The 24,876-nt window shown below is 71.7% G+C and carries 20 protein-coding genes; 3 read left to right on the forward strand and 17 right to left on the reverse strand.

Features of this window, described 5'->3' with window-relative positions:
* Nucleotides 1–153 precede the first annotated feature (153 nt).
* The 3 genes from FYW99_RS26155 to hutH form a co-directional block, all read right to left on the reverse strand.
* Entirely contained in the window at nt 154–1,422 is a 1,269-nt protein-coding gene (locus FYW99_RS26155; protein WP_150254693.1) for an allantoate amidohydrolase, read from the reverse strand.
* Nucleotides 1,423–1,506: 84 nt separating this feature from the next.
* A complete protein-coding gene (gene hutU, locus FYW99_RS26160; protein WP_150254694.1) occupies nt 1,507–3,183 on the reverse strand; it encodes a urocanate hydratase in 1,677 nt (558 codons plus the stop codon).
* A gap of 131 nt (nt 3,184–3,314) precedes the next feature.
* Entirely contained in the window at nt 3,315–4,862 is a 1,548-nt protein-coding gene (gene hutH, locus FYW99_RS26165; protein WP_150254695.1) for a histidine ammonia-lyase, read from the reverse strand.
* Nucleotides 4,863–5,327: 465 nt separating this feature from the next.
* Here hutH and FYW99_RS26175 point away from each other — a divergent pair, with 465 nt between their 5' ends.
* On the forward strand, nt 5,328–6,089 hold the full coding sequence (locus FYW99_RS26175; protein ID WP_150254696.1) for an IclR family transcriptional regulator: 762 nt from the start codon (nt 5,328–5,330) through the stop codon (nt 6,087–6,089).
* Here the strand turns inward: FYW99_RS26175 and FYW99_RS26180 are convergent.
* Entirely contained in the window at nt 6,081–6,761 is a 681-nt protein-coding gene (locus FYW99_RS26180) for a hypothetical protein (protein ID WP_190394814.1), read from the reverse strand. The two genes, FYW99_RS26175 and FYW99_RS26180, sit on opposite strands and share 9 nt — an antisense overlap.
* Before the next feature lie 113 nt (nt 6,762–6,874).
* Here FYW99_RS26180 and FYW99_RS26185 point away from each other — a divergent pair, with 113 nt between their 5' ends.
* Nucleotides 6,875–7,132: a hypothetical protein gene (locus FYW99_RS26185; RefSeq protein ID WP_017567636.1), complete on the forward strand. Its 258-nt coding sequence runs from the start codon at nt 6,875–6,877 to the stop codon at nt 7,130–7,132.
* Nucleotides 7,133–7,401: 269 nt separating this feature from the next.
* Here the strand turns inward: FYW99_RS26185 and FYW99_RS26190 are convergent, their stop codons facing one another.
* The 9 genes from FYW99_RS26190 to uvrC all read right to left on the reverse strand — a co-directional run bounded on the left by FYW99_RS26190 (nt 7,402) and on the right by uvrC (nt 17,364).
* Nucleotides 7,402–7,773 carry an RNA polymerase-binding protein RbpA gene (locus FYW99_RS26190; protein WP_013154023.1) on the reverse strand — a complete coding sequence of 124 codons (372 nt, stop codon included), beginning with the start codon at nt 7,771–7,773 and terminating at the stop codon, nt 7,402–7,404.
* Nucleotides 7,774–7,852: 79 nt separating this feature from the next.
* Nucleotides 7,853–8,089 carry a preprotein translocase subunit SecG gene (gene secG, locus FYW99_RS26195; protein ID WP_017567639.1) on the reverse strand — a complete coding sequence of 79 codons (237 nt, stop codon included), beginning with the start codon at nt 8,087–8,089 and terminating at the stop codon, nt 7,853–7,855.
* Nucleotides 8,090–8,361: 272 nt separating this feature from the next.
* Complete coding sequence (gene tpiA, locus FYW99_RS26200; RefSeq protein ID WP_150254698.1) at nt 8,362–9,138, reverse strand: triose-phosphate isomerase; 777 nt, start codon at nt 9,136–9,138, stop codon at nt 8,362–8,364.
* 239 nt (nt 9,139–9,377) lie between these two features.
* Nucleotides 9,378–10,562, reverse strand: coding sequence for a phosphoglycerate kinase (locus tag FYW99_RS26205; protein WP_150254699.1), 1,185 nt, complete (start codon nt 10,560–10,562; stop codon nt 9,378–9,380).
* 141 nt (nt 10,563–10,703) lie between these two features.
* Nucleotides 10,704–11,708 carry a type I glyceraldehyde-3-phosphate dehydrogenase gene (gene gap, locus FYW99_RS26210; protein WP_150254700.1) on the reverse strand — a complete coding sequence of 335 codons (1,005 nt, stop codon included), beginning with the start codon at nt 11,706–11,708 and terminating at the stop codon, nt 10,704–10,706.
* A 327-nt stretch (nt 11,709–12,035) separates the two neighbouring features.
* Nucleotides 12,036–13,016, reverse strand: coding sequence for a DNA-binding protein WhiA (whiA, locus tag FYW99_RS26215; RefSeq protein WP_017567643.1), 981 nt, complete (start codon nt 13,014–13,016; stop codon nt 12,036–12,038).
* Between the two features lie 365 nt (nt 13,017–13,381).
* Nucleotides 13,382–14,356: a gluconeogenesis factor YvcK family protein gene (locus FYW99_RS26220; RefSeq protein ID WP_190394815.1), complete on the reverse strand. Its 975-nt coding sequence runs from the start codon at nt 14,354–14,356 to the stop codon at nt 13,382–13,384.
* Nucleotides 14,357–14,455: 99 nt separating this feature from the next.
* On the reverse strand, nt 14,456–15,340 hold the full coding sequence (gene rapZ, locus FYW99_RS26225) for an RNase adapter RapZ (RefSeq protein ID WP_013154030.1): 885 nt from the start codon (nt 15,338–15,340) through the stop codon (nt 14,456–14,458).
* Nucleotides 15,337–17,364 (reverse strand): excinuclease ABC subunit UvrC, encoded by a 2,028-nt coding sequence (gene uvrC / locus FYW99_RS26230; protein ID WP_150254701.1) that lies wholly within the window; start codon nt 17,362–17,364, stop codon nt 15,337–15,339. The genes rapZ and uvrC overlap by 4 nt, the downstream gene beginning before the upstream one ends.
* 237 nt (nt 17,365–17,601) lie before the next feature.
* On the opposite strand from uvrC, the gene FYW99_RS26235 reads away from it, so the two are divergent.
* Nucleotides 17,602–18,741, forward strand: a complete 1,140-nt coding sequence (locus tag FYW99_RS26235; RefSeq protein WP_150254702.1) for a mechanosensitive ion channel family protein — start codon at nt 17,602–17,604, stop codon at nt 18,739–18,741.
* A 75-nt stretch (nt 18,742–18,816) separates the two neighbouring features.
* Here FYW99_RS26235 and FYW99_RS26240 read toward each other — a convergent pair whose 3' ends face one another.
* The 4 genes from FYW99_RS26240 to FYW99_RS26255 form a co-directional block, all read right to left on the reverse strand.
* Nucleotides 18,817–19,215: a Rieske (2Fe-2S) protein gene (locus FYW99_RS26240; RefSeq protein WP_150254703.1), complete on the reverse strand. Its 399-nt coding sequence runs from the start codon at nt 19,213–19,215 to the stop codon at nt 18,817–18,819.
* 121 nt (nt 19,216–19,336) lie between these two features.
* A complete protein-coding gene (locus FYW99_RS26245) occupies nt 19,337–19,903 on the reverse strand; it encodes an RDD family protein (protein ID WP_223839584.1) in 567 nt (188 codons plus the stop codon).
* Between the two features lie 712 nt (nt 19,904–20,615).
* A complete protein-coding gene (uvrA, locus tag FYW99_RS26250; protein WP_150254705.1) occupies nt 20,616–23,450 on the reverse strand; it encodes an excinuclease ABC subunit UvrA in 2,835 nt (944 codons plus the stop codon).
* Between the two features lie 330 nt (nt 23,451–23,780).
* On the reverse strand, nt 23,781–24,812 hold the full coding sequence (locus FYW99_RS26255) for a TerC family protein (protein WP_150254706.1): 1,032 nt from the start codon (nt 24,810–24,812) through the stop codon (nt 23,781–23,783).
* Between the last annotated feature and the right edge of the window lie 64 nt (nt 24,813–24,876).

Genomic DNA, 24,876 nt, shown 5'->3' on the forward strand with positions numbered 1-24,876 from the left:
CGGACACGGGCCCGCCCGAGGCGGGCTCGGCGGAGGCGGACGCGGCGGAGGCGGACGCGGCGGAGGCGGGCCCGCCCGAGGCGGAGGCGGCGGAGGCGGGCTCGGCGGAAGCATAGCCGCCCGTGCGCGCGCCGTTCACCTCGGACACGGCGGTCACCGGTCCCCCTCCCGCACGGGGCGGGCAAGCAGGTCCTGGAGCACGTCGGCCAGGGCGAGCACCCCGGCGTGGCAGTCCTCGGGGCGGGCCCGCTCCTCGGGGGAGTGCGACACCCCGGTCGGGTTGCGCACGTACAGCATCGCGGTGGGCACGTGCGCGGCGAGTACCCCGGCGTCGTGTCCGGCCCCGGTCGGCAGCACCGGCACCCGGGGGTCGGGGGCGCGGTCGGCGACCACGGCGGCCAGGCGGTCGCGCAGACCGTGCGCGAACGACACGAGCGGGGTCAGGGACTCGTTGGCCGTCGCGCAGTCCACCCCGTGCTCGCGCGAGGCCCTCTCGGCGGCCTCGCGCACTCCGGCCACGACCGCGCCGAGTGCGGCCTCGTCAGCGGCGCGGGCGTCCAGCCAGGCGCTGACCAGGGACGGAATCGCGTTCGTACCGTTGGGGCTGACCAGGGCCCTGGCGACGGTGGCGCGTGCACCGTGCTCCTCGGCCAGCGCGCGGGCCGCCAGGATCGTGTGCGCGAACGGCAGCATGGGGTCGCTGCGGTCGTCCAGGCGGGTGGTCCCCGCGTGGTCGGCGCGGCCGGTGAAGTCCATCCGCCAGCGCCCGTGCGGCCAGATCGCGCTGGCCACGCCCACCGGGTGGGCGGTCTCCTCCAGGGCGCGGCCCTGCTCCACGTGCAGTTCCACGAACACGTCCAGGTCCGCCAGCGCCGCGGGGTCGGCGCCGATCGCGTCGGGGTCGTGCCCGGCGGCCTCCATGGCCCGGGCCCAGGTGGTCCCGGAGGCGTCGGTGAGGCCGCGCGCCCGCTCGGGGGAGATCTCCCCGGCGCTCAGGCGGCTGCCCAGGCAGGGGACGCCGAACCGGCCGCCCTCCTCCTCGGCGAACACCGTGACGGCCAGCGGCCGGGCGGGGGTCAGCCCGCGCCGCCGCAGCTCGTCCACGGCGGCCAGGGCGCTGGCCACGCCGAGGGGGCCGTCGAAGGCCCCGCCGTCGGGGACCGAGTCCAGGTGGGAGCCGGTGGCCACCGCGCCCGGTCCGGGGGCGCCCCACCAGGCCCACAGGTTGCCGTTGCGGTCGGCGCGCACGTCCAGGCCCCGCGCGGCGGCGGCCTCGGTGAACCAGGCGCGGGCGTCGGCGTCGGCGCCGTTCCAGGCGTGGCGGCGGTAGCCGCCGCTGCCCGGGTCGCGGCCCACGGGTGCCAGGTCGGCCCACAGGCGGTCGAAGGCCCCGGGGTCGGGGACGGTGCGGTGGTCGCTCACAGGGTGCTCCCCCACGTCGGAACGGATGGTCGTGCGCGCGGCCGGCGCCCGCCGGGGCACCCTCGGCGGGCGCCCCGGCGCGGTTCAGTCCTCCTCACGCATCGGGACGCGGATGCCGTGCTCTCGCGCGACGCGCTCGGCCTCGTCGTACCCGGCGTCCACGTGGCGGATGACGCCCATGGCGGGGTCGTTGGTGAGCACCCGCTCCAGCTTGGCGGCGGCCAGGTCGGTGCCGTCGGCGACGCTGACCTGACCGGCGTGCAGCGAGCGGCCCATGCCCACTCCCCCGCCGTGGTGGATGGACACCCACGAGGCACCGGACGAGGTGTTGACCAGGGCGTTGAGCAGAGGCCAGTCGGCGATGGCGTCGGAGCCGTCCCTCATCCCCTCGGTCTCGCGGTAGGGGGAGGCCACCGAGCCGGTGTCCAGGTGGTCTCGGCCGATGGCCAGTGGCGCGGAGACCTCGCCGGAGGCCACCAGTTCGTTGAAGCGCGCCCCGGCGGCGGCCCGCTCGCCCTGGCCGAGCCAGCAGATGCGGGCGGGCAGCCCCTGGAAGGCGACCCGCTCCCCCGCCATGCGGATCCACCGGGCCAGGTGCTCGTTGTCGGGGAACAGGTCCAGGACCGCCCGGTCGGTGCGGGCGATGTCGGCGGGGTCGCCGGACAGCGCCGCCCACCGGAACGGCCCCTTCCCCTCGCAGAACAGGGGCCGGATGTAGGCGGGGACGAACCCGGGGAAGTCGAAGGCGCGGGCGAAGCCGCCGCTGCGGGCCTCGTCGCGGATGGAGTTGCCGTAGTCGAAGACCTCGGCGCCCGCGTCCTGGAAGCCCACCATGGCCTCCACGTGCACGGCCATGGACTCCCGGGCCCGGTCGGTGAACTCCTCGGGCCTGGCCGCGGCCAGGTCCCGCCAGTCCTCGAAGGCCACCCCGGCGGGCAGGTAGGAGAGGGGGTCGTGGGCGGAGGTCTGGTCGGTGACCACGTCGATCGGTGCGCCGCGCGAGAGCAGCTCGGGCAGGACCTCGGCGGCGTTGCCGAGCACCCCGACCGACAGCGGGCGGCGCTCGTCGCGCGCACGCACGGCCAGTTCCAGGGCGTGGTCGAGGCTGTCGGCGCGCACGTCCAGGTAGCGGTGCTCGATGCGGCGTTCGATGCGGCTGGGATCGCACTCGACCACGATCGCGACGCCGTCGTTCATGGTCACGGCCAGCGGCTGGGCGCCGCCCATGCCGCCGAGCCCGGCGGTGAGGGTGATGGTCCCGGCCAGGGTTCCACCGCTGTGCCTGCCCGAACCGCTCAGTTTCGCCGCCACGGCGGAGAAGGTCTCGTAGGTGCCCTGGAGGATGCCCTGGGTGCCGATGTAGATCCACGAACCGGCGGTCATCTGCCCGTACATGGTCAGGCCCTGAGCCTCCAGGCGACGGAACTCGGGCCAGTTCGCCCAGTCCCCCACCAGGTTGCTGTTGGCGATGAGCACGCGGGGCGCCCACTCGTGGGTGCGCATGACGCCGACCGGGCGGCCCGACTGCACCAGCAGGGTCTCGTCGCCCTCCAGCCCGCGCAGGGCCGCGGTGATGCGGTCGAAGCTGCGCCAGTCGCGCGCCGCCTTGCCCGTGCCGCCGTAGACCACCAGCTCCTCGGGGCGTTCGGCGACCTCCGGGTCGAGGTTGTTGTGGAACATGCGCAGGGCGGCCTCCTGCTGCCACCCCTTCGCGGACAGGGTGGTGCCGCGCGCGGCGCGGACGGTACGTGGACTGCTCACGCGGTCTCCTCGCGGAACTGGTTGCTGGTCGGGTCGTGTTCGGGCGTCGGTGGGGTTCTGGAGGATCCGAAGGTTCCCGCCTCTGGGGACGCCCGGACCCGGGGCGGAGCGAAGTCCCCAGGAGGCGCTGTTCAGGCCAGGGGAACGACGGACTCGGCGGCCCCGACCACGGAGCCGTCGGTGATCAGGTCGGCGACGGCGGCGATCTCGGGGGCCAGGTGGCGGTCGGGTCCGGGGCCGGAGACCCTCTCCCGGACGGTGCGCAGCACGGCGCCGGTGGCGGGGCCGGGCTCCAGCGGCGAGCGCAGGTCCAGGGCGCGGGCGGCGGTGAGCAGCTCCACCGCCAGCACGCTGGTCAGTCCGTCCACGGCGCGGCGCAGCTTGCGGGCGGCCGACCAGCCCATGGACACGTGGTCCTCCTGCATGGCCGAGCTGGGGATGGAGTCGACACTGGCGGGCACGGCCAGGCGCTTGAGCTCGGAGACGACGGCGGCCTGCGTGTACTGGGCGATCATGTGCCCGGAGTCCACGCCGGGGTCGTCGGCCAGGAAGGCGGGCAGGCCGTGGGAGCGGGACACGTCGAGCATGCGGTCGGTGCGCCGCTCGGCGATGGAGGCGGTGTCGGCGACGGCGATGGCCAGGAAGTCGAGCACGTAGGCCACGGGCGCGCCGTGGAAGTTGCCGTTGGACTCCACCCGGCCGTCGTCCAGGACCACGGGGTTGTCGATGACGCTGTCGAGTTCGCGCCCGGCCACCAGCAGCGCGTGGGCGAGGGTGTCGCGGGCGGCGCCGGCCACCTGCGGGGCGCAGCGCAGCGAGTAGGCGTCCTGGACGCGGTTGCAGTCGGGGCCGCGGTGGGAGGCGACGATGGGCGAGGAGTCGAGCAGGGCGCGCAGGTTGGCCGCGGAGGCGGCCTGGCCGGGGTGGGGGCGCAGTCGCTGGAGTTCCTCGGCGAAGACGCGGTCGGTGCCCAGCAGTGCCTCGACGCTCATGGCGGCGGTGATGTCGGCGACCTTGAGCAGGCGCTGCAGGTCCATGCAGGCCAGCACGAGCATGCCGAGCATGCCGTCGGTGCCGTTGATCAGCGCCAGGCCCTCCTTGGCGCCCAGCTCGACCGGCAGGATCCCGGCCTCGTGCAGGGCGGTGTAGGCGGGCACGTCCCGACCGGCGGCGTCGCGGACCCGTCCCTCGCCCATCAGGGCCAGCGCCACGTGCGACAGCGGCGCCAGGTCACCGGAGCAGCCCAGGCTGCCGTACTCGTGCACGACCGGGGTGATCCGGGCGTTGAGCAGCGCGGCGAGGGTCTCGGCGGTGGTGACCTCCACACCGGTGTTGCCCGAGGCCAGGGTGCGCAGGCGCAGCAGCATCAGGGCGCGGACGACCTCGTCCTCCACCTCGGGTCCGGTCCCGGCGGCGTGCGAGCGGATGAGCGAACGCTGGAGGCGGGCCCGCAGGTCGGGGGCGATGTGGCGGGTGGCGAGCGCACCGAAGCCGGTGCTGACCCCGTAGGCGGGAACCTCGCCGCGGGCGAGCGACTCAACCCGTTCGCGGCCGTGGTGGAGGGCCTTGCGGGCCTGCTCGGACAGGGTGACACGGGCGCCGTGACGGGCCACGTCGAGGATCTGGGCCGGGGTGAGCGGCGCATCGCCGACGACGACGGAAGGAACTGCTGTGGACATGTCTCCCATTTGACCCCGCGCGTGGCCCCTGGTGAAGGGCTGACACGAGGGTTCCGTCTGGGATATCAGACACCTGGGTTGCTGTCTTTCGAACCCTCCACCTGGTCCACGGATGACCCGCACCTCGCACCGCAGCCGCGGCTCGTACCGCCATGACGATCTCGTCCATGCCCAGGTTGGCCCCCGGCGAAGGGGGCTGCTCGACGATCTCCCCGTTGCGGACAAAACGCGCCTGGCGCTCCAGCAGGGCCAGCAGATAGGCCTGGAGCGACTTGCCCGACCGCTTGGCCTCAACGGCCGGAATCTCTCTGACCTCGTCCGGAACATCCTTGACTCGAATAGCTCCCATGGAGCCATAGCAGCGCCAAAACCACATCGATGAACGAAGAAAAACCGTCCCTTTGGCGCCAGCAAGACGTCTTGTTGGAGTTTTCCGGCCAGCACGTCATGCGAGACAATCAGGGCATGAGCCTCGTTCCGGCGGCCACCCGCGCGCTGCGGCTGCTGCGCTTCCTGGCGACCCGCCCCGGGCCGGTGTCGGCCTCGGCGATCGCCGCCGAGCTGGGCGTGCCCCGCTCCAGCGTGTACCAGCTGCTGGAGGCCATGGCGCGGGAGGGCTTCGTGACCCACCTGCCCGAGGAGCGCCGCTGGGGCCTGGGCGTGGCGGCCTTCGAGATCGGCTCGGCCTACCTGCGCCACGACGGCGTCGAGCGCCTGGCCCGCCCGCTGCTGCACCAGCTCACCGAGGCCACCGGCGCCACCGCCCACCTGGGGGTGCTGCACGGAGCCGCCACCCTGTACCTGCTCAAGGAGCAGCCGCCGCACGCCCCGTCCCTGATCACCGGGGTGGGAGTGCGCCTGCCCGCGCACCTGACCGCGTCGGGGCGGGCCATGCTGGCCCGGCTGCCGCGCGCCCAGGTGCGCGCCCTGTACCCGGACGCGGCGGCCTTCACCACCCGCACCGGCCGGGGCCCGGCCTCGCCGGGCGAACTGCGCCGGGTGCTGGCCGAGGAGCAGCGCCAGGGCTGGTCGATCGAGGAGGGGCAGGTCACCGAGGGCTTCGTGTCGGTGGCGGCGGCGGCCTGCGACCACAACGGCCGCCCCGCCGCGGCGATCAGCCTGACGGTGCCCAGCGCGCGGCCGGTCACCCCGCAGGCGCTGGCCGGGCGGGTGCGCGACGCCGCGGCCGACCTGACCCGGCGCCTGGACGGTCGCGCCTCACCGTAGCGGCGGGGTCCGCTCCACGACCGAGGGCAGCGGGGCCGTGCGCTCCACCATCCGCAGGATCTTCTCCTTGAGGTCGGCGGGCACCTGCACGTAGAACTGCGTGGGCGCGTCCACCGCCTCCAGGTCCAGACTCTCGGCCGTCTCGGCCCAGCTGGGCAGCTCGGCGTCGGTGCGGTGGGTGTCCAGCACGAACTCGATGAAGTAGGTGAGCCTGCGCCCGCCGGTGTGCACCTCGCGGATGCGCCGGATCTCCGTCCAGGCGATGAACGTCCCCTCGCCGGGGAACCACCACTTGCGCTCCTGGAGGACCGTGACGCCGTCGCTGTCGGCGCTGATGCCCTGCCGGGTGATGCGCTGGGGCAGCCCGCGCAGCACGAACACGTTGCTCCCCGGGCCGACGAAGAGCATGACCAGGCCGGCGAAGGCCCACAGCGTCACCGAGCCGACCGTGGTCTCCTCACGCAGCACGTGCCAGAGCATCGACCCCAGGACCACCAGGAACCCCACCGTCAGGGCGGCGGAGAAGTAGACCGCGGTCATCCACATCCGCGTGTTGGGGCCGCGCAGGCTGACGTACCTGCGCAGGTGGGAGACGCTTTCGGGGGTTCGGGTCAGGTCCGAGGGAACGCCTCGGGGGGCGGCGGGGGCGTCCGCGGGTTCGGGGGAGGCCATACCCACCATTCTCCCCACTCCGGCGGGTGCTCCGTGCGCCGGATCCTCCGCGGCCGCGGAGAGGTCGGCCAAAGCACGGGTGGGAGCGGCCGGGGAGCGCTAGAGTCCGGTCCATGAGGCCGAACACGAGCGAGTACGACACCGAGCTGAGGTTGAACGGCGAGGTGATCGTCCTGGACGGGATGCCCTACCAGGGGCGCACCGTGCTTCCGGAGGGGCCGGACAGGTTCGCCTGCCTGGAGCGCTGGGCCAAGGGGGTGGCCGAGACCCTGGGGGAACCTGTGACCTGGCGCGCCGCGGAGAACGGGCGGCTGGCCGGACGCGGGACGGTGCAGCCCGGTCCCGGGGCTCAGAACCGCCGGGCGCTCTGAGCTCCGCACTTGGCGCACTGGAACTTACGGTCGTCGCCGAGTATCCAGTCGTGGTCGCCGCCGGTGGGGCACGTAGACATCGACACCATCTCCTCACAGGGGCTGTTCGGGTGCGTGCCGATCACTCTATTTCCCAAGAACCACACCAGTCCCGAGAATGAGAAGTTCGCTCTCGTATTCACGTACAGCTGGGGCGGCGGCCCCGGACACACGCGTGGGGCCCGTCGCGGTCGCGACGGGCCCCACGGAAGCCTGTGGGGGAAGGCCGGCTAGTTCTGCCTGGCCCTCATGTGAGCCTCGACGGCGGCGCGGTCGGCGCGCAGCTTGGCCAGGGCCTCATCGAGGATGAGCTTGCCCTCCTCCTCGCTGCGGCGCTCCTTCACGTACGCCAGGTGGGTCTTGTACGGCTCGGTGCGCGGCGGCGACGGGGGGTTCGCCTTGTCCTTGCCCGCGGGGAAGCCGCAGCGCGGGCAGTCCCACTCGTCGGGGACCAGCGCCTCGCTCGCGAAGCTGGGCACGACCTCGTGCAGGTTCGCGCAGTAGAACGGAACCCGGACGCGCGGAGCGGCCTCGCCCCGCTCGGCCTCGCCCATGGGACCGGCTCCGACACGGCTGCCACGAATGGCACTGCCACTACCCACGAAAAACTCCTTCGGCGAACTCGCTCACCGGTTCTCGGGCGAGCTTGACGGTGGACGGGGTGTGCCCGCGGGTCGCGGGCTACATGCCCCGGTTGATCAGCAGGCCGAGGATGACGATGGCGAGGATCCACACGACCCCGATCACGACGGTCATCCGGTCGAGGTTGCGCTCGACCACCGACGATCCGCCGAGCGAGGACGTGACGCCACCGCCGAACATGTCGGACAGACCGCCGCCCTTGCCCTTGTGCATGAGCACCAGGAGGACCAGCAGCACGCTGAGAAGCATCACGAGGATGGACAGACCGAGGATCACACGCTCACCCGTAGCTCGACCCCGAAGCGGGGGGTATGGACCGACCCCCGTTTCCCGTGCGCACCAGCGGTGACACCGGGCCGGTGCGGACACCTGGAAAGCAGGGGACCGGGGACAATTTCGGATTTTACCGTGCCCTTGGCAGCACGGGCGGGGAAACCGCGAGGCACGGAGAACCCCACAGCGAAGTCTAGCCCGACCCGGCGACCTGTCGGGCACCCCGCCCGTCACCATCGGGCATCGAAGCGTGACGGGCGGGGTCCGCGCGGCGGTTAGCGCTCGCCGAAGCGGATGATCTTCACGAACTCGTCGGCCTTGAGGCAGGCGCCGCCGACCAGGGCGCCGTCGACGTCCTCCTTGGCCATGATGCCGGGGGCGTTGTCGCCCTTGACCGAGCCGCCGTAGAGGACGCGCACCGCGCCCGCGACCTCCGGCGAGTACAGCTCGGCCAGGCGCGCGCGGACCGCCGAGCACACCTCCTGGGCGTCCTCGGGGGTGGCGACCTCGCCGGTGCCGATGGCCCACACGGGCTCGTAGGCGACGACGATCCTCTCGGCCTGCTCGGCCGGGACCTCCTTGAGGGCGCCGTCCAGCTGGGCCAGGACGTGCTCGACCTGCTGGCCCGCCTTGCGGACCTCCAGGCCCTCCCCCACGCACAGGATCGGGACGATGCCGTTGGCGAACGCCGCCTTGACCTTGGCGTTGACCAGGGCGTCGTCCTCGCGGTGGTACTCGCGGCGCTCGGAGTGGCCCACCAGCACGTAGGAGCAGTCCAGCTTAGCCAGCATGGAGCCGGAGATCTCGCCGGTGTAGGCGCCCTTCTCGTGCGCGGAGACGTCCTGGGCGCCGTAGACGATCTTGAGCTTGTCGCCGTCGACCAGCGTCTGGACGCTGCGCAGGTCCGTGAACGGCGGCAGGACGACGACCTCGGCCTTGTCGTAGTCCTTGTCGTTGAGCGCGAACGCCAGCTTCTGGACGAGCGCGATCGCCTCCAGGTGGTTGTTGTTCATCTTCCAGTTACCCGCGATGAGCGGCAGGCGCTGGGACATGTCGGCACTTCCTCGTGTGTGAAGGGGTACTTCGGGCTCAGAGTGCCCGCCAGTAGGCACCGGACGCGGGCTGGCCGGAAACGTTTCCGGTGTGACGCGTGGTCCTTGACCTGCGACGATCTTGTACTTGCAGCCGATGTCGACGCTCGAACCTGGCTATGGGTACAAGATCACGGCGGACAGGGCCGCGGCCACCGCGTGGGAACACACCCGGCTCGAACACCTGCTGGCGGACGCTCTTACTTCAGGGCGTCGATACCGGGCAGGTCCTTGCCCTCCAGGTACTCCAGGCTGGCGCCGCCGCCGGTGGAGATGTGGCCGAAGGCCGCCTCGTCGAAGCCCAGCGCGCGCACGGCCGCGGCGGAGTCGCCGCCGCCGACCACGGTGAAGGCGTCGGAGTCGACCAGGGCCTGGGCCAGCGCGCGGGTCCCCCCGGCGTAGGGCGCCATCTCGAACACGCCCATCGGGCCGTTCCAGAACACGGTCCGGGTGTCGGCCAGCTTCTCGGCGAAGAGCTCCTGGCTGCGGGGGCCGATGTCCAGGCCCATCCGGTCGGCCGGGATGGCCTCGATGTCGGCCACGTCGTGCGCGGCGTCGGGGGCGAACTTCTCGGCGGCCACGACGTCCACCGGCAGGACGATCTCCACGCCCTCGCGCTCGGCGCGCTCCAGGTAGCCCTTGACGGTGTCGATCTGGTCGGCCTCCAGCAGGCTGGAGCCGACCTCGTAGCCCTGGGCCTTGAGGAAGGTGAAGACCATGCCGCCGCCGATGAGCAGGCGGTCGGCGGTGCCCAGCAGGTTGTCGATGACGCCGAGCTTGTCGGAGACCTTGGACCCGCCCAGGACCACGGCGTAGGGGCGCTGGGGGTCGCCGGTGAGCCTGCGGAGCACCTCGACCTCGTTCAGCACCAGGCCGCCGACGGCGTGCGGCAGCCTGCCGGGCAGGTCGTAGACGCTGGCGTGCCTGCGGTGCACGGCGCCGAAGGCGTCGCCCACGTACAGGTCGGCGAGCTGGGCGAAGCGGTCGGCGAGCTCCCCGCGCTCGGCGTCGTCCTTGCTGGTCTCCCCCGGCTCGAAGCGCACGTTCTCCAGCAGGGCGACCTGGCCGTCCGCCAGGGCGGCGGAGGTGGCGCGGGCGGACTCCCCCGCGGTGTCGGAGGCGAAGGCCACCTCGGTGCCGAGCAGTTCGCCCAGGCGGGCGGCCACCGGGCGCAGCGAGTAGCGGGGGTCCGGGGCGCCCTTGGGGCGGCCCAGGTGGGCGGCGACGATCACGCGGGCACCGCGCTCGCGCAGCGCGGAGATGGTGGGCACGGCCGCGCGGATGCGCCCGTCGTCGGTGATCCGGTCGCCGTCCAGGGGCACGTTCAGGTCGGCCCGGACGAACACGCGCCTGCCGGAGACGTCGAGGTCGTCGATCGTCCGCATGCTGGGTCTCCTCTTGGAATGTGGGATGTGGCGGTCCCGGGCGGTGGGGCCGGGAGGAGCGCGTACGACGGCACCCCTCCGCGCGCACTGCGGGCGAAGGGGTGCCGTCTCACGCGCCGGTGGCCATGAGGGCCGTGGACGCTACAGGCCGGAGCCGACCAGCTTGGCCAGGTCGACCAGGCGGTTGGAGTAGCCCCACTCGTTGTCGTACCAGCCGACGATCTTGACCTGGTTGCCGAAGGCCATGGTCAGCTTGGAGTCGAAGGTGCACGAGGGCGAGGTGCCGACGATGTCGGAGGAGACGATCTCGTCCTCGGTGTAGACGAGCACGTCCTTGAGCGGACCCTCGGCGGCGGCCTTGAACGCGGCGTTGACCTCGTCCTTGGTGACCTCGCGCTCCAGGGTGACGACCAGGTCGGTCACGGAGCCGTCGGGCACGGGGACGCGCATGGCCATGCCGTCCAGCTTGCCCTGGAGCTCCGGGATGACCAGCGCGGTGGCCTTGGCGGCACCGGTGGTGGTCGGGATGATGTTCTGCGCGGCCGCGCGGGCGCGACGCAGGTCCTTGTGCGGGAAGTCCAGGATGACCTGGTCGTTGGTGTAGGCGTGGACCGTGGTCATCAGGCCCTGCTTGACGCCGAAGCTGTCCAGGAGGACCTTGGCCATCGGCGCGACGCAGTTGGTGGTGCAGGAGGCGTTGGAGATGACGTGGTGGTTGGCCGCGTCGTACTTGTCGTCGTTGACGCCCATGACGACGGTGAGGTCCTCGCCCTTGGCCGGGGCCGAGATGATGACCTTCTTGGCGCCCGCCTCGATGTGCTTCTTGGCGTCCTCGGCCTTGGTGAAGTGGCCGGTGGACTCGATGACCACGTCCACGTTCAGGTCCGACCAGGGCAGCTGGGCCGGGTCGCGCTGGGCCAGCACCTTGATGGTCTTGTCGCCCACGCGGATGAAGTCGTCGCCGACCTCGACGCCGCCCTCCAGGGTGCCGAGCACGGTGTCGTACTTGAGCAGGTGCGCGAGCGTCTTGGTGTCGGTGAGGTCGTTGACCGCGACGATTTCGATGTCGCTACCACCAGCGGCGACCGCGCGCCAGAAATTGCGGCCGATCCTGCCGAAGCCGTTGACGCCTACACGGATGGTCACGGAACCAATCTCCTCATATATCGCACATCATTTCCACCCGGGCATTACCCCCGCCCCGAACGCCGTACTCCGGGGTCAACCGGTCGACTGCCATGAGCAGGTCCAACGCACACAGGGTGTTCACCACGAGCCTAGCGGAGCACCGGCGGGGAGCCGGTGCTGGGCCACGGCCGGGCCCGCGGGCCCGGTGGATTCGCGACCATCCTGGCACTGCGAGCCGGAGAGGTCTATACCATTTTCCGAAGTTATCCCCGAGTTTTCGCAGTTAACAAAGCCGAACATCGGTGTTACGGCGGCATCGTCCGGCGGCCGCGGGGAGGCTCCGGGTCAGGGGACCAGCATGTCCGGGGTCAGGTTGGCCTCGGTGCCCTCGATGCCCAGGTCGCTCGCGCGCTTGTCGGCCATGGCCAGCAGCCTGCGGATACGTCCGGCGATGGCGTCCTTGGTCAAGGGCGGGACGGACAGCTGGCCCAACTCCTCCAGGGAGGCCTGCTTGTGCGCCAGGCGCAGCTGACCCGCGGCCACCAGGTGCTTGGGGGCGTCCTCGCCCAGGATCTCCAGGGCCCGCTCCACGCGCGCGCCCGCGGCCACCGCCGCCCGCGCGCTGCGCCGCAGGTTCGCGTCGTCGAAGTTGGCCAGCCGGTTGGCGGTCGCGCGCACCTCCCGGCGCATCCGCCGCTCCTCCCAGGCCAGCACGCTCTGGTGCGCGCCCAGCAGGGTCAGCAGCGCGCCGATGGAGTCGCCGTCGCGGACCACCACCCGGTCCACGCCGCGCACCTCTCGCGCCTTGGCGTGCACCTTCAGCCGGCGCGCGGAGCCCACCAGTGCCAGCGCGGCCTCCGGGCCGGGGCAGGTCACCTCCAGCGACATCGACCGGCCCGGCTCGGTCAGGGAGCCGTGCGCGATGAACGCGCCCCGCCAGGCCGACTCGGCGTCGCAGGCGCCACCGGCCACCACGTGCCGGGGCAGGCCGCGCACCGGGCGGCCGTTGTTGTCCACCAGCCCCGTCTGCCGGGCCAGGGACTCGCCGTCCTTGATCACCCGGACCACGTACCGGTTGCCCTTGCGCAGGCCGCTCGGGGACAGCACGACCACCTCGGACTCGTGGCCGAAGACCTCGGAGATGTCCTTGCGCAGGCGGCGCGCGGCCGCACCCGTGTCGAGCTCGGCCTCGATCACGATGCGTCCGCCCACCAGGTGCAGGCCTCCGGTGAACCGCAGGATGGTGGACACCTCCGCCTTGCGGCAGCATGGCTTGAGAATGGTCAGCCGGCTCAACTCATCCTTCACCACGCCGGTCATCGCCATCGCTGAGGTCCTCCCCGTCACACAACCTGGCCCGGCACCACGCACTCGGCACCGGGGATGAGCCGCCGCGGCCCCGCCACGAGCGGCTTACTCCGTGGCAGACTACGTGACCAGGCGCTGGCTGCCGACCCCCGCACGGCGTGTTGCCCATCCGCCGACCAGCCGCGCCGCGCGCCCTGGGAGCCTTCGTGCCGGTGTGCGGCCAATTGCTCCCCACCTGTGAGGACGGCGTCCGGAACGGATGCCCGCGCGAGGCGGGGGCGTGGTCGTATCCGGTGTCCCGGGCCCCGTACGGCGGGGTGACGGTCGCCTCACCCGCGCTCCGCGGGCGGGGTTCCCGGTCCGGGTACCAGCCCGCCGGACCCTCAGCCCTCCAGGATCCTCTCGAAGGCCGCCGCGAGCCGGTCGGGGTCGTGGCGCGGCGTGCCGTCGTCACGGGACAGCTCCGCCAGCTCCAGGCGCCCGCCCAGCTCGCCGACCACCCGCACCAGGGGCTCGGGCTCGTCCACGGTCCCCCGGTCGGCGAGCACCACGTCCACCCCCAGCTTGGGCGCGTGTTCGCGCAGCACCTCCAGGTAGGTCTCGGGGCGGAAGCCGTCGGTCTCGCCCTGCTGCGGGGACAGGTTCAGGGCCACCATGCGCTTGGCGCGGGTGGTGACCAGGGCGTGCGCCAGGTCGGGGACCAGCAGGTGGGGCAGCACGCTGGTGAACCACGACCCGGGGCCGAACACCACCCAGTCGGCCTCGCGCACCGCCTTGACCGCCTGGGGGCTGGCGGGCGGGTCCTCGGGGATCAGCGAGATGGAGCGCACCTTGCCGCTGGTGCTGGCGCACGCCACCTGGCCGCGCACCGTGGTCAGCTCCTCGGGCCGCTCCGGGTCGATCCCCGACACCTCGGCGGCGATGTCCAGCGGCACCGACGACATCGGCAGCACCCTGCCGTGCGCGCCCAGCAGCTGGCCCACCCAGTCCAGGCCCGCCACGGAGTCGCCGAGCAGCTCCCACAGGGCCACGATCAGCAGGTTGCCGACCGCGTGGCCGTGCAGTTCGCCCTCGGAGCGGAAGCGGTGCTGGATCACCTCGCTCCAGGTGTGCCCCCACTCGTCGTCGCCGCACAGCGCGGCCAGCGCCATGCGCAGGTCGCCGGGGGGCAGGACGCCCAGTTCCCGGCGCAGGCGGCCGCTGGAGCCGCCGTCGTCGGCGACGGTGACGACCGCCGTCACGTCGGTGGTCACCCTGCGCAGGGCCGACAGGGAGGCGTGCAGGCCGTGCCCGCCCCCCAGCGCGACCACCCGGGGCGGGCGCCGCCCGTCACCGTCGGGTGCTGTGCTCTTCGCCATGGCTGTGGTCTGCCCCTCGTCCCATGTCCACCGGACGAATCGGACCGTACCACCGAGAACGGTGCACTGCGGGCAGGGCGCGTGTCGGGCGCCCGCGGGTCACTCCCGTCCGACGTCCCGGTGGACCACGTGCACGTCCACACCCTGGCCGCGCAGCCGGTCGGCGAACTGCTCGGCCATGGCCACGCTGCGGTGCTTGCCCCCGGTACAGCCCACCGCCAGCGTCATGTAGTGCTTGCCCTCGCGCTGGTACCCGGCGATGGTCAGCTTGAGGACGTCGGAGTAGGCCTCCAGCATCTCCTTGGCCCCGTCCTGGGCCAGGACGTAGTCGCGCACCGCGTCGTCGCGGCCGTTCATCGGCCGCAGCTCGGGCACCCAGTGGGGGTTGGGTAGGAAGCGGCAGTCCAGCACCAGGTCCGCGTCCACGGGCAGACCGTGCTTGAACCCGAAGGAGACCACGTTGGCGCGGGGGCGCGCCTCGTCACTCTCCCCGAAGAAGCCGATCACCCGGGCCTTGAGCTGGTGCACGTTGAGCTGGGAGGTGTCGATGACCAGGTCGGCCTCGCCGCGCACCGCCCGCAGGGTCTCGCGCTCGCGGTCGATGCCGTCGGTCAGGCGCCCGTCGCCCTGGAGGGGGTGTGGCCTGCGCACGCCCTCGAACCGGCGGACCAGGGCGTCGTCTCCGGCCTCCAGGTAGAGCACGCGCGCGGTGATGTCGCGCTTGCGCAGTTCCTCCACCGTGGACAGCAGGTCCTCGGTGAAGGCCAGCGAGCGCACGTCGACGACGACGGCGACCCGCGGCACCGCCCCGTGCGTGCGTCCGGCCAGCTCGATCATCGTCGGCAGCAGGCCGGGCGGCAGGTTGTCCACCACGAACCAGTCCAGGTCCTCCAGGGCCCTGGCCGCCGTGCTGCGGCCCGCACCGGACATGCCGGTGACGATGACCACCTCGGGTGGCAGTTCCCCGCCCAGTTCGACCGTCATGCGTCTCCTCCCCCGTCAGTGATGTGCTGTGCTGGTGCCCCGTCGCCCTGGCCCCCCGCTCCGGCGGGGCCGCCGGACAGGTGCGCGTGCACGGCCTCGGCCAGCTTGGGACCGATTCCGGGCACCGCCGCGATCTCCTCGGCCGTGGCCGAGGCGAGCCTGCGCACCGAGCCGAACGCCTTGATCAGGGCCGCCCTGCGGGACGGGCCCAGACCGGGCAGCTCGTCCAGGCTGCTGCCGGTCAGCGCCTTGGCGCGCTTGTGCCGGTGGTACTGGATGGCGAAGCGGTGGGCCTCGTCGCGCACCCGTTGGAGCAGGTAGAGCCCCTCGCCCGCGCGGGGCAGGATCACCGGGTCCTCGTCGCCGGGCAACCACACCTCCTCCAGGCGCTTGGCCAGACCGCACACGGCGACGTCCTCGATCCCGAGTTCGTCCAGGGCGCGGCGCGCCGCCTCGGCCTGGGGCCGGGCGCCGTCCACCACCACAAGGTTAGGCGGATAGGCGAACTTCCCGGGTGACGGCTCGTCGTCGCTTTGGTGACCACCGTGGTCGCCGGTCTCGCCCATGCGGGCGACCTCGCCGCTCCTGGCGCTCTCCTCCAGGTAGCGCCGGAAGCGCCGGTGGACGACCTCGTACATGGCCGCGACGTCGTGCTGCTCGCGGCCGCCCTCGCCGCTGCCGCGGACGGAGAAGCGGCGGTACTCGGACTTGCGGGCCAGGCCGTCCTCGAAGACGACCATGGAGGCCACCACGTGCTCGCCCTGGAGGTTGGAGATGTCGAAGCACTCGATGCGCAGCGGCGCCTCCGGCAGTTCCAGGGCCTCCTGGATCTCCTGGAGGGCGCGGCCGCGGGTGCTCAGGTCCCCGGCCCGGTGGGTCTTGTGCCGGGCCAGCGACTCGGCCGCGTTCTTGGCCACGGTCTCCATCAGGGACTTCTTGTCGCCCCGCTGGGGCACCCGCAGGTCCACCGAGGAACCGCGGTGCTCCGACAGCCAGGCGGCCATGGCGGCGGGGTCGGCGGGCTCGTGGGAGACCAGGACCTCGCGGGGGACGGCGGTGCCGGTCCCCCCGCTCTCGTCCTCGCCCCGGGCGGGGCCGTAGATCTGGCCGAGGAAGGTCGCGATCAGTTCGCCGGGGCCGTCGTCGGTCATCTTGTCCACCACGTAGCCGCGCTGGCCGCGGATGCGCCCGCCGCGCACGTGGAAGATCTGCACGGCCGCCTCCAGCGGGTCGTCGGCCATGGCGATGACGTCGCAGTCGGTGGAGTCGGGCAGGACGACGGCCTGCTTCTCCAGGGCGGCGCGCAGGGCCTCGATGTCGTCGCGGATGCGGGCGGCCCGCTCGTACTCCATCTCCCCGGCGGCCTCGCGCATCCGCCCCTCCAGCTCGCGCAGGAACCGGCCGGTGTCGCCCGCCAGGAAGGAGCAGAAGTCCTCGGCCAGGGCCCGGTGGTCCTCGGGCGAGGCCTTGCCGACGCAGGGGGCCACGCACTTGCCGATGTAGCCGAGCAGGCAGGGGCGGCCGCTGTTGCGGGCGCCGCGGAACACCCCCGGCGAGCAGGTGCGCACGGGGAAGACCCGCAGCAGCAGGTCCACGGTCTCACGGATGGCCCAGGCGTGGGAGTAGGGGCCGAAGTAGCGCACCCCCCTGCGTTTGGCGCCGCGCATGACCTGCACCCGGGGGAACTCCTCGTTGAGGGTGACCGCCAGGTAGGGGTAGCTCTTGTCGTCGCGGTACTTGACGTTGAACCGGGGGTCGTACTGCTTGATCCAGGAGTACTCCAGCTGGAGGGCCTCCACCTCGGTCCCGACGATCGTCCAGTCGACGTCGGCCGCGGTGGAGACCATCTGCTGCGTGCGCGGGTGCAGCCCGGCGAAGTCGCGGAAGTAGGAGGAGAGCCGGGACCGCAGGTTCTTGGCCTTGCCCACGTAGATCACGCGTCCCGAGGAGTCCCGGAACCGGTACACGCCCGGGTCGGTGGGGATCGATCCGGGCGCGGGGCGCAGGTGAGGAGTCGCAGCCATGGCCCCATTGTGGTAGGTCGGGGGGACATACGGCCAACCGAGCCCCGCGCGCCCCGTGCGTGGTGCGTCTCACCCCGCGGGCCCCCGCGCGCCGGGCCCGTCCTCCGGAAACACCGCCCGTGCCCGCGCGCCTCCGGTGCGGGTAAGCCAAACGTCACGATTGGGTATCCGCATGCTCTAGGTTGGGCGGGTACACAGGAACTTCCCGACATCGACGACAAGAGGGGGCCCTTCGTCGTGAGCCTGCCCCAATGGATCACGGTCGGCGTCACCGTCACGGTCGCGGTGCTGCTGGTCTTCGCCCTGCGCTGGGTACTCAAGCACAAGCTGGGCAAAGCCTGGCGGGTGTCCCAGTACGTGGTCCACCGCACGACCTACACGAGTTACGGCGCGGCCGCGGTGGTCGGCGCGAACCTGTCACTGCCCAGCCCCGCCAACGTGGACTGGGGCACGTACCAGGCCATCGACCACGCGATGAGCATCCTCATGATCGCGACGCTGACGGGCCTGGGCGTCAGCCTGGCCTACGCCGTCACGGACATGGTGCTGGCCCGGCTGTCGGTCGCCAACGGCGACGCCGACCGCAAGGCACGGCGCATCCAGACCCAGGTGCGGCTGCTGCGCCGGGTGATCACCTCGATCATCGTGGTGCTGGCGGTCGCCGCCATCCTGTTCACCTTCGACGAGGTCCGCGCGCTCGGCGCCGGGCTGCTGGCCTCCGCGGGCATCATCGGCATCGTCGCCGGTGTGGCCGCCCAGTCCACGCTGTCCAACCTGTTCGCCGGACTCCAGCTGGCCTTCAGCGACGCCCTGCGCATCGGCGACGTGGTCGTGGTCGAGGGCGAGTGGGGCCGGGTCGAGGAGCTGAGCCTGGTCAACGTCACCATCAAGATCTGGGACGAGCGCCGCCTGGTGGTGCCGGTGGCCAACTTCACCACGACCAGCTTCGAGAACTGGACCAAGCAGGGCACGGCGATCACCGCCAAGGTGGTGTTCCCGCTGGACTGGGAGGTCCCGATCGAGGAGCTGCGCGAGGAGACCGGCCGCCTGATCACCCGCAGCGACCACTGGGACGGACGCAGCTGGTCCTGCCAGGTCGTGGACATCTCCCCGACCGGCGAGGTGCTGGTGCGTGTGGTGGCCACCGCCGCCGACACCGGCCACCAGTGGGACATCGCCTGCGAGATCCGCGAGCACCTGATCGGCTGGCTGGTCAAGAACTACCCCGAGTCCCTGCCGCGCCACCGCACCCAGTTCCTGGCCGCCGACGACGAGGACGAGGCCGCCTACGCCGCCCAGTTCCCCACCTCGGCGTTCCGGCGCCACGAGCCCAACGGCGTCAGCGGCCCGCCCGGGGGCGACCCCGGCGAGGCCTGACCCCGACTGAGCCGCACACGCGACGGCGCCCGGAGCGGATCGCTCCGGGCGCCGTGGTGTCGCGGGCCTCAGTCCTCAGGAGGAGGGACCCTGGAGGACGATGTCGGTGCCCTCGACGGTGACCTCGAACGGCTCCAGCGGCTCCTGCGCCGGACCCACCAGCGCCTCCCCGGTGGAGATGTCGAACTCGCTGCCGTGGCACAGGCACCGGATGACCTCGTCCACCTCCTGGACGGTGCAGCCCGCGTGCGTGCACGAGGCGCCGAAGGCCCGGTACTGGCCCGCTTCGGGCTGGGTCACGACCAGTTTGCTGTTGCTGAAGACCGCCCCCGCCCCCTCGGGGACGTCGGTGGTCTGGCCGACCACCTGGCCGTAACGGACCTCCTGGGGCTTGGGCTCCTGTCCGCCGCAGGCGCTCACGGCGGTGACGGCCGCGGCCGTCCCCGCCGTCCCGAGCAGTCGGCGCCTGCTCATCCCGCACCCGCACGTCCTCTTACCGGCCACGACGAAACGCTCCTCACCTGCGCCGAAATATCACTACACAATGTAGTAGGTACGGCGGGGTGCCCGGGTTCCGGGGTGTGCGCGAGAACCCTCAGCCCTGCGGCGGATACGGGGGCGGCGTCGGGGAGTGCGGGCCCGCCGGGCCCACGTCGAGCACCACGGTCCCGGCGATCCGGTCGTGCAGTCCCTGCCGGTTGGGCCGGTTCCAGGCCGCCATCCCCCCGGTGAGCAGCGCCGTCACGGCCACCAGCACCCACCAGAACCAACCGATGGTGAAGAGCAGGAAGAACAGCAGGAAGGGCAGGGCCAGCAGCGCGGCACGCACCGTCAGGGCCGCGAGGGGCGGTGCGCCCAGGCTGCCGCTCCCGGCCTGGGGAGCGACCCTCAACCCGACGCGGCGCTTGCCCAGCGTCTGCTGCCAGCGGGAGAGGGCGAGGGTCTCGTAGCCGGTGTAGAGCAGGAAGAAGGTCACCGACAGGAAGAGCGGGTAGCGGTCGTTGATACCGGCGGTGCTGCCGGAGCCGACCGCCTGGACGCCCACCCAGGCCAGGGAGAGCACGAGCGCCAGCAGCAGCGCGGGCAGGGCGACCAGGAGCAGGTCGACACCGCGCGCGTACACCCGCGACCGCCAGGCGGCCAGGGGGTAGAGCCGCTCCACGGGTTCGGAGCCCCGCGCGCCGGAAGGGACGCCCGCGTGGAAGCCGGTGTGAGCACTGGGGGGCTCCTGGTCTTCCGGGTGGGGCGGGGGCTGTGGGGTCCCCGGAGGCGTTGGCCCGCTGTGGTCCGGTTGGGGAGGGACGTTCATCTGAATCCTTCCGAAGAAACTCTGGCCTTCAGGCCAGGGAGGAATCGGACTCCCGCGGAGCAGGACGGGAAACGCTGGTCCGCCCCGGGCGGATCACCGCCCACCAGAATCACCGAACCCGCGAACCAACGCTCGAACCGCTGCTCGCCTGACTCGCGTCGACTCGGACGAGAACCACGTCCGGGCCGTCCTACCGCCGGGCTGGCGGAAGATGTCTGTGGAGCTGATGTAAGACCGATGGGCGGCACCCCGTCCCCCGCCGTCAGTTCGGGTCGGCAACCGGCAATGAAGCAGAAAGCTCAACCCGCGAGGGAAGAAACTCCCTGTTTCAGCCGGGAGAGACGTCAAGAGCTGGCCAACCTCCAGGGCGGGTCATCGGAGTCGCGCGGGGGTCGGGCGCGGACGCGGCGCCGGAGGCGGGAAGCCGCCGGGCGGGACGCGGACACGTCCGACTCTACTCAGGCAGGACACGTGTCGCGAACCCGCCAACCCGATGTGGTCTCAGACGGCCCCGCGCCCCGCCCCGGAGGCCGGGACGGGGCGCGGCGGAACCGCCTGGCGCGGCTCAGAGCATCTTGGCCAGGAACCGCCCGGTGTAGGACTCGGCCACCGCGGCGACCTCCTCCGGGGTCCCCTGCGCGACCACGCTGCCGCCGCCGGAGCCGCCCTCGGGACCCATGTCGACGACGTGGTCGGCCGTCTTGATGACGTCGAGGTTGTGCTCGATGACGATCACCGTGTTGCCGGTGTCGGTCAGCCGGTTGAGCACGCCCAGCAGCTTGCGGATGTCCTCGAAGTGCAGGCCGGTCGTGGGCTCGTCGAGCACGTACACCGTCCGCCCGGTGGAGCGGCGCTGGAGCTCGGCGGCGAGCTTGACCCGCTGCGCCTCACCGCCCGACAGCGTGGTGGCGGGCTGGCCCAGCCGCACGTAGCCCAGGCCCACGTCGGCCAGGGTCTGGAGGTGGCGGCGGATGGCGTTGATCGGCTCGAAGAACTCCAGGGCCTCCGAGATCGGCATGTTGAGGACCTCGGAGATGTTCTTGCCCTTGTAGCGGACCTGGAGGGTCTCCCGGTTGTACCGGGCGCCGTGGCACACCTCGCAGGGCACGTAGACGTCGGGCAGGAACTGCATCTCGATCTTGAGCGTGCCGTCGCCGGAGCATGCCTCGCAGCGGCCGCCCTTGACGTTGAAGGAGAACCGGCCCGGCTGGTAGCCGCGCGTCTTGGCGTCGGTGGTCTGCGCGAACAGCTTGCGGATGTGGTCGAAGACCCCCGAGTAGGTGGCCGGGTTGGAGCGCGGGGTCCGCCCGATGGGGCTCTGGTCCACGTGCACGACCTTGTCGACCTTGTTCGTGCCGTTGACCCGCAGGTGGCGGCCGGGCACGTCGCGCGCCCCGTTGAGCTCCTTGGCCAGCGCCTTGTAGAGGATCTCGTTGACCAGGGTGGACTTGCCCGAGCCGGACACGCCGGTGACGGCGGTGAACACGCCCAGCGGGAAGGCGACGTCGATCCCGTGGAGGTTGTTCTCGCGCGCTCCCCGGACCACCAGCTCGTGTCCCCGGGTGAGGGGCCGGCGCTCGACGGGCACCTCGATGCCGCGCTTGCCGGACAGGTACTCGCCGGTGAGCGAGTCCTCGGAGGTGAGCAGCTCGTCCACGATCCCCGAGACCACGACGTGTCCGCCGTGCTCGCCCGCGCCGGGGCCGATGTCCACGACCCAGTCGGCGGCGCGGATGGTGTCCTCGTCGTGTTCGACGACGATGAGCGTGTTACCGATGTCGCGCAGCCGCTGGAGGGTCTCCAACAGGCGCGCGTTGTCGCGCTGGTGCAGGCCGATGGAGGGCTCGTCCAGCACGTACAGCACGCCCACCAGGCCGGAGCCGATCTGGGTGGCCAGGCGGATGCGCTGGGCCTCCCCGCCCGAGAGCGAGCCCGAGGAGCGCGCCAGGCTCAGGTAGTCCAGGCCGACGTCGAGCAGGAAGCCGAGCCGGGCGTTGATCTCCTTGAGCACCTGGGCGGCGATGACCGCGTCGCGGTCGGAGAGCGTGAGCGCGGCCAGGAAGGCCGCGCTGTCGCTGAGCGGCATCTGGGCGACCTCGGCGATGGACCTGCCGCCCACGGTCACCGCGAGCACGACCGGCTTGAGGCGCGTGCCCTCGCAGGTCGGGCAGGGCACCGTGCGCATGTACCCCTCCAGCCGTTCGCGGCCGTAGTCGCTCTCGGTCTCGGAGTGGCGGCGCTTGACCCAGGGGATGACGCCCTCGAACTCGGTGTAGTAGGAGCGGTTGCGTCCGTACCGGTTGCGGTAGCTGACGTGGACCTGGGTGTCGTGCCCCTCCAGCAGGGCCTTGCGCGCGCGGCGCGGCAGCCGCTCCCAGGGGGTGTCCAGGTCGAAGCCGATCGCCTCGCCCACCGCCTTGAGGATGCGCTCCCAGTAGCCGCTGTTGGGCCCGCCGGACCAGGGGCCGATGGCGCCCTCGGCCAGCGTCCTCTCGGGGTCGGGGACCAGCAGCTCGGGGTCGACCTCCATACGCGTGCCCAGGCCGGAGCACTCGGCGCAGGCACCGTAGGGGGCGTTGAAGGAGAACGAGCGCGGTTCGAGCTGCTCGAAGGACAGGTCGTCGTAGGGGCAGTACAGGTGCTCGGAGAAGACCTTCTCGCGGTCGGGGTCCCCGGCCTCCACGTCCACGAAGTCCAGGACGATGGTGCCCCCGGCGAGTTTGAGCGCCGTCTCCACCGAGTCGGTCAGGCGCCCGCGGGAGGAGGGCTTGACGCTGAGGCGGTCCACGACCACGGCGATGTCGTGCTTGTCGTAGCGGCCCAGCTTGGGCGCCTCGTCCAGGCGCACGGCCTGCCCGTCCACGACCGCGCGGGTGTAGCCCTTGGACTGGAGGTCCTTGAACAGCTCGACGTACTCGCCCTTGCGCCCGCGCACGACGGGGGCGAGCACCTGGAAGCGGGTGCCCTCCTCCATCTCCAGGACGCGGTCCACGATCTGCTGCGGGGTCTGGCGCGCGATCTCGCGGCGGCACTCGGGACAGTGCGGGACGCCGATGCGCGCCCACAGCAGCCGCAGGTAGTCGTAGACCTCGGTGATGGTGCCGACGGTCGAGCGGGGGTTGCGGCTGGTGGACTTCTGGTCGATGGACACCGCCGGGGACAGGCCCTCGATGAAGTCCACGTCCGGCTTGTCCATCTGCCCCAGGAACTGGCGGGCGTAGGCCGACAGGGACTCCACGTAGCGCCGCTGGCCCTCGGCGAAGATCGTGTCGAAGGCCAGCGATGACTTGCCCGAACCGGACAGGCCGGTGAACACGATCATGGAGTCGCGCGGCAGGTCCAGCGAGACGTCCTTGAGGTTGTGCTCCCGGGCTCCCCGGACTACCAGTTGTTCGACCATCGAGTGAGACATCCTTCGGCTCTGGCGCACAGGACGCGGACCCCGTCGCGTGACGTCGGCTGACCCGTGTGGAACTTCGCGTGCGGCGGTCGGGAGCCTCCCGGAGACCGCCCGGGCCCCGGAGGCGGGCCGCTGAGGAGAGGGGGGAGGACGCGCTCGCCTCCCGCCCGTCCAGCCTAACGACCACCGACGACGGTTTCTTCCACCTCGGAAAACGAGATGGCACCCCGGCGCCGGAGCGCTCAGGGTGCCACCACTATAGACGAACAGCTGTTCGAATCCGGCCGTTTTCCGGGATGTCCTCGACGGGTGTGCGGGCCCGCCGTCCGCTCAGGAGCGGTCCGCCGGGGAGTCGACCGAGGGGTCGCGCTCGGTCTTGAGCTCGGGGTTCTTGCGCTCGTCGACGCGGGACTTGACCAGGCTGCCGACGATGGTGACGGTCATGATGCCGAGGATGACGGTCAGGGACAGGCCGATGCCGACCTCGGGCACGTGCACGCCGTTCTCGTGCAGGGCGTGCAGGATCATCTTCACGCCGATGAAGACCATGATCGCCGACAGGCCCCAGCTGATGTAGGCCAGGCGGTCCATCAGACCGGCCAGCAGGAAGTACAGCTGACGCAGGCCCAGCAGAGCGAAGGCGTTGGCGGTGAAGACGATGTAGGCGTCCTGGGTCAGACCGAAGATCGCCGGGATGGAGTCGACGGCGAAGACCAGGTCGATCATGCCGATCGCGACGATGACCAGCAGCATCGGCGTGATGTGGCGCCTGCCGTCGAGCTTCACGGTGAGGTGGGCGCCGTGGTAGTCGTCGGTCACCGGCCAGAAGCGCTTGAGGAGGCGGACCACCGGGGTCTGGGTGAAGTCCTTCTCCTCCTCGTCGCCCTTCATGTGGTCGCGGACGATCTTGTAACCGGTGTAGATGAGGAAGGCGCCGAAGAGGTAGAAGACCTCGCTCCAGGCGTTGATGACCTGCGCGCCCAGGACGATGAAGATGCCGCGCATGACCAGCGCGATGACGATGCCGACGAGCAGGACCTCGTGCTGGTACTTCTTGGGCACCGCGAAGGAGCCCATCAGAAGGTAGAACACGAAGAGGTTGTCGATGCTCAGGCTCTTCTCGGTGACGAACCCGGCGAAGTACTCAGCGCCCGCGCCGCTTCCGCCGAAGTACCAGACACCGAAGCCGAACAGGATCGCGATGCCGATGTAGAAGGCCGCCCACCAGGCGGCCTGCTTCATGCCGAACTCCTGGGGCCCCTTCGTCTTGCTCCAGGGATGGTCGACGATGATGAGGTCGATCACCAGGATGGCGATCATGGCGCCGATCGTGGCAGCCCACACCCACAAGGGAACGTTCACAGACGGTCTCTCCTCCGGTCAGTGCGCGCGAGCGGTGTGCACGCACGTCGAACCACCGGAGGTC

The organism is Nocardiopsis deserti, assembly GCF_008638355.1.
GTDB classification, from domain to species: domain Bacteria; phylum Actinomycetota; class Actinomycetes; order Streptosporangiales; family Streptosporangiaceae; genus Nocardiopsis; species Nocardiopsis alborubida.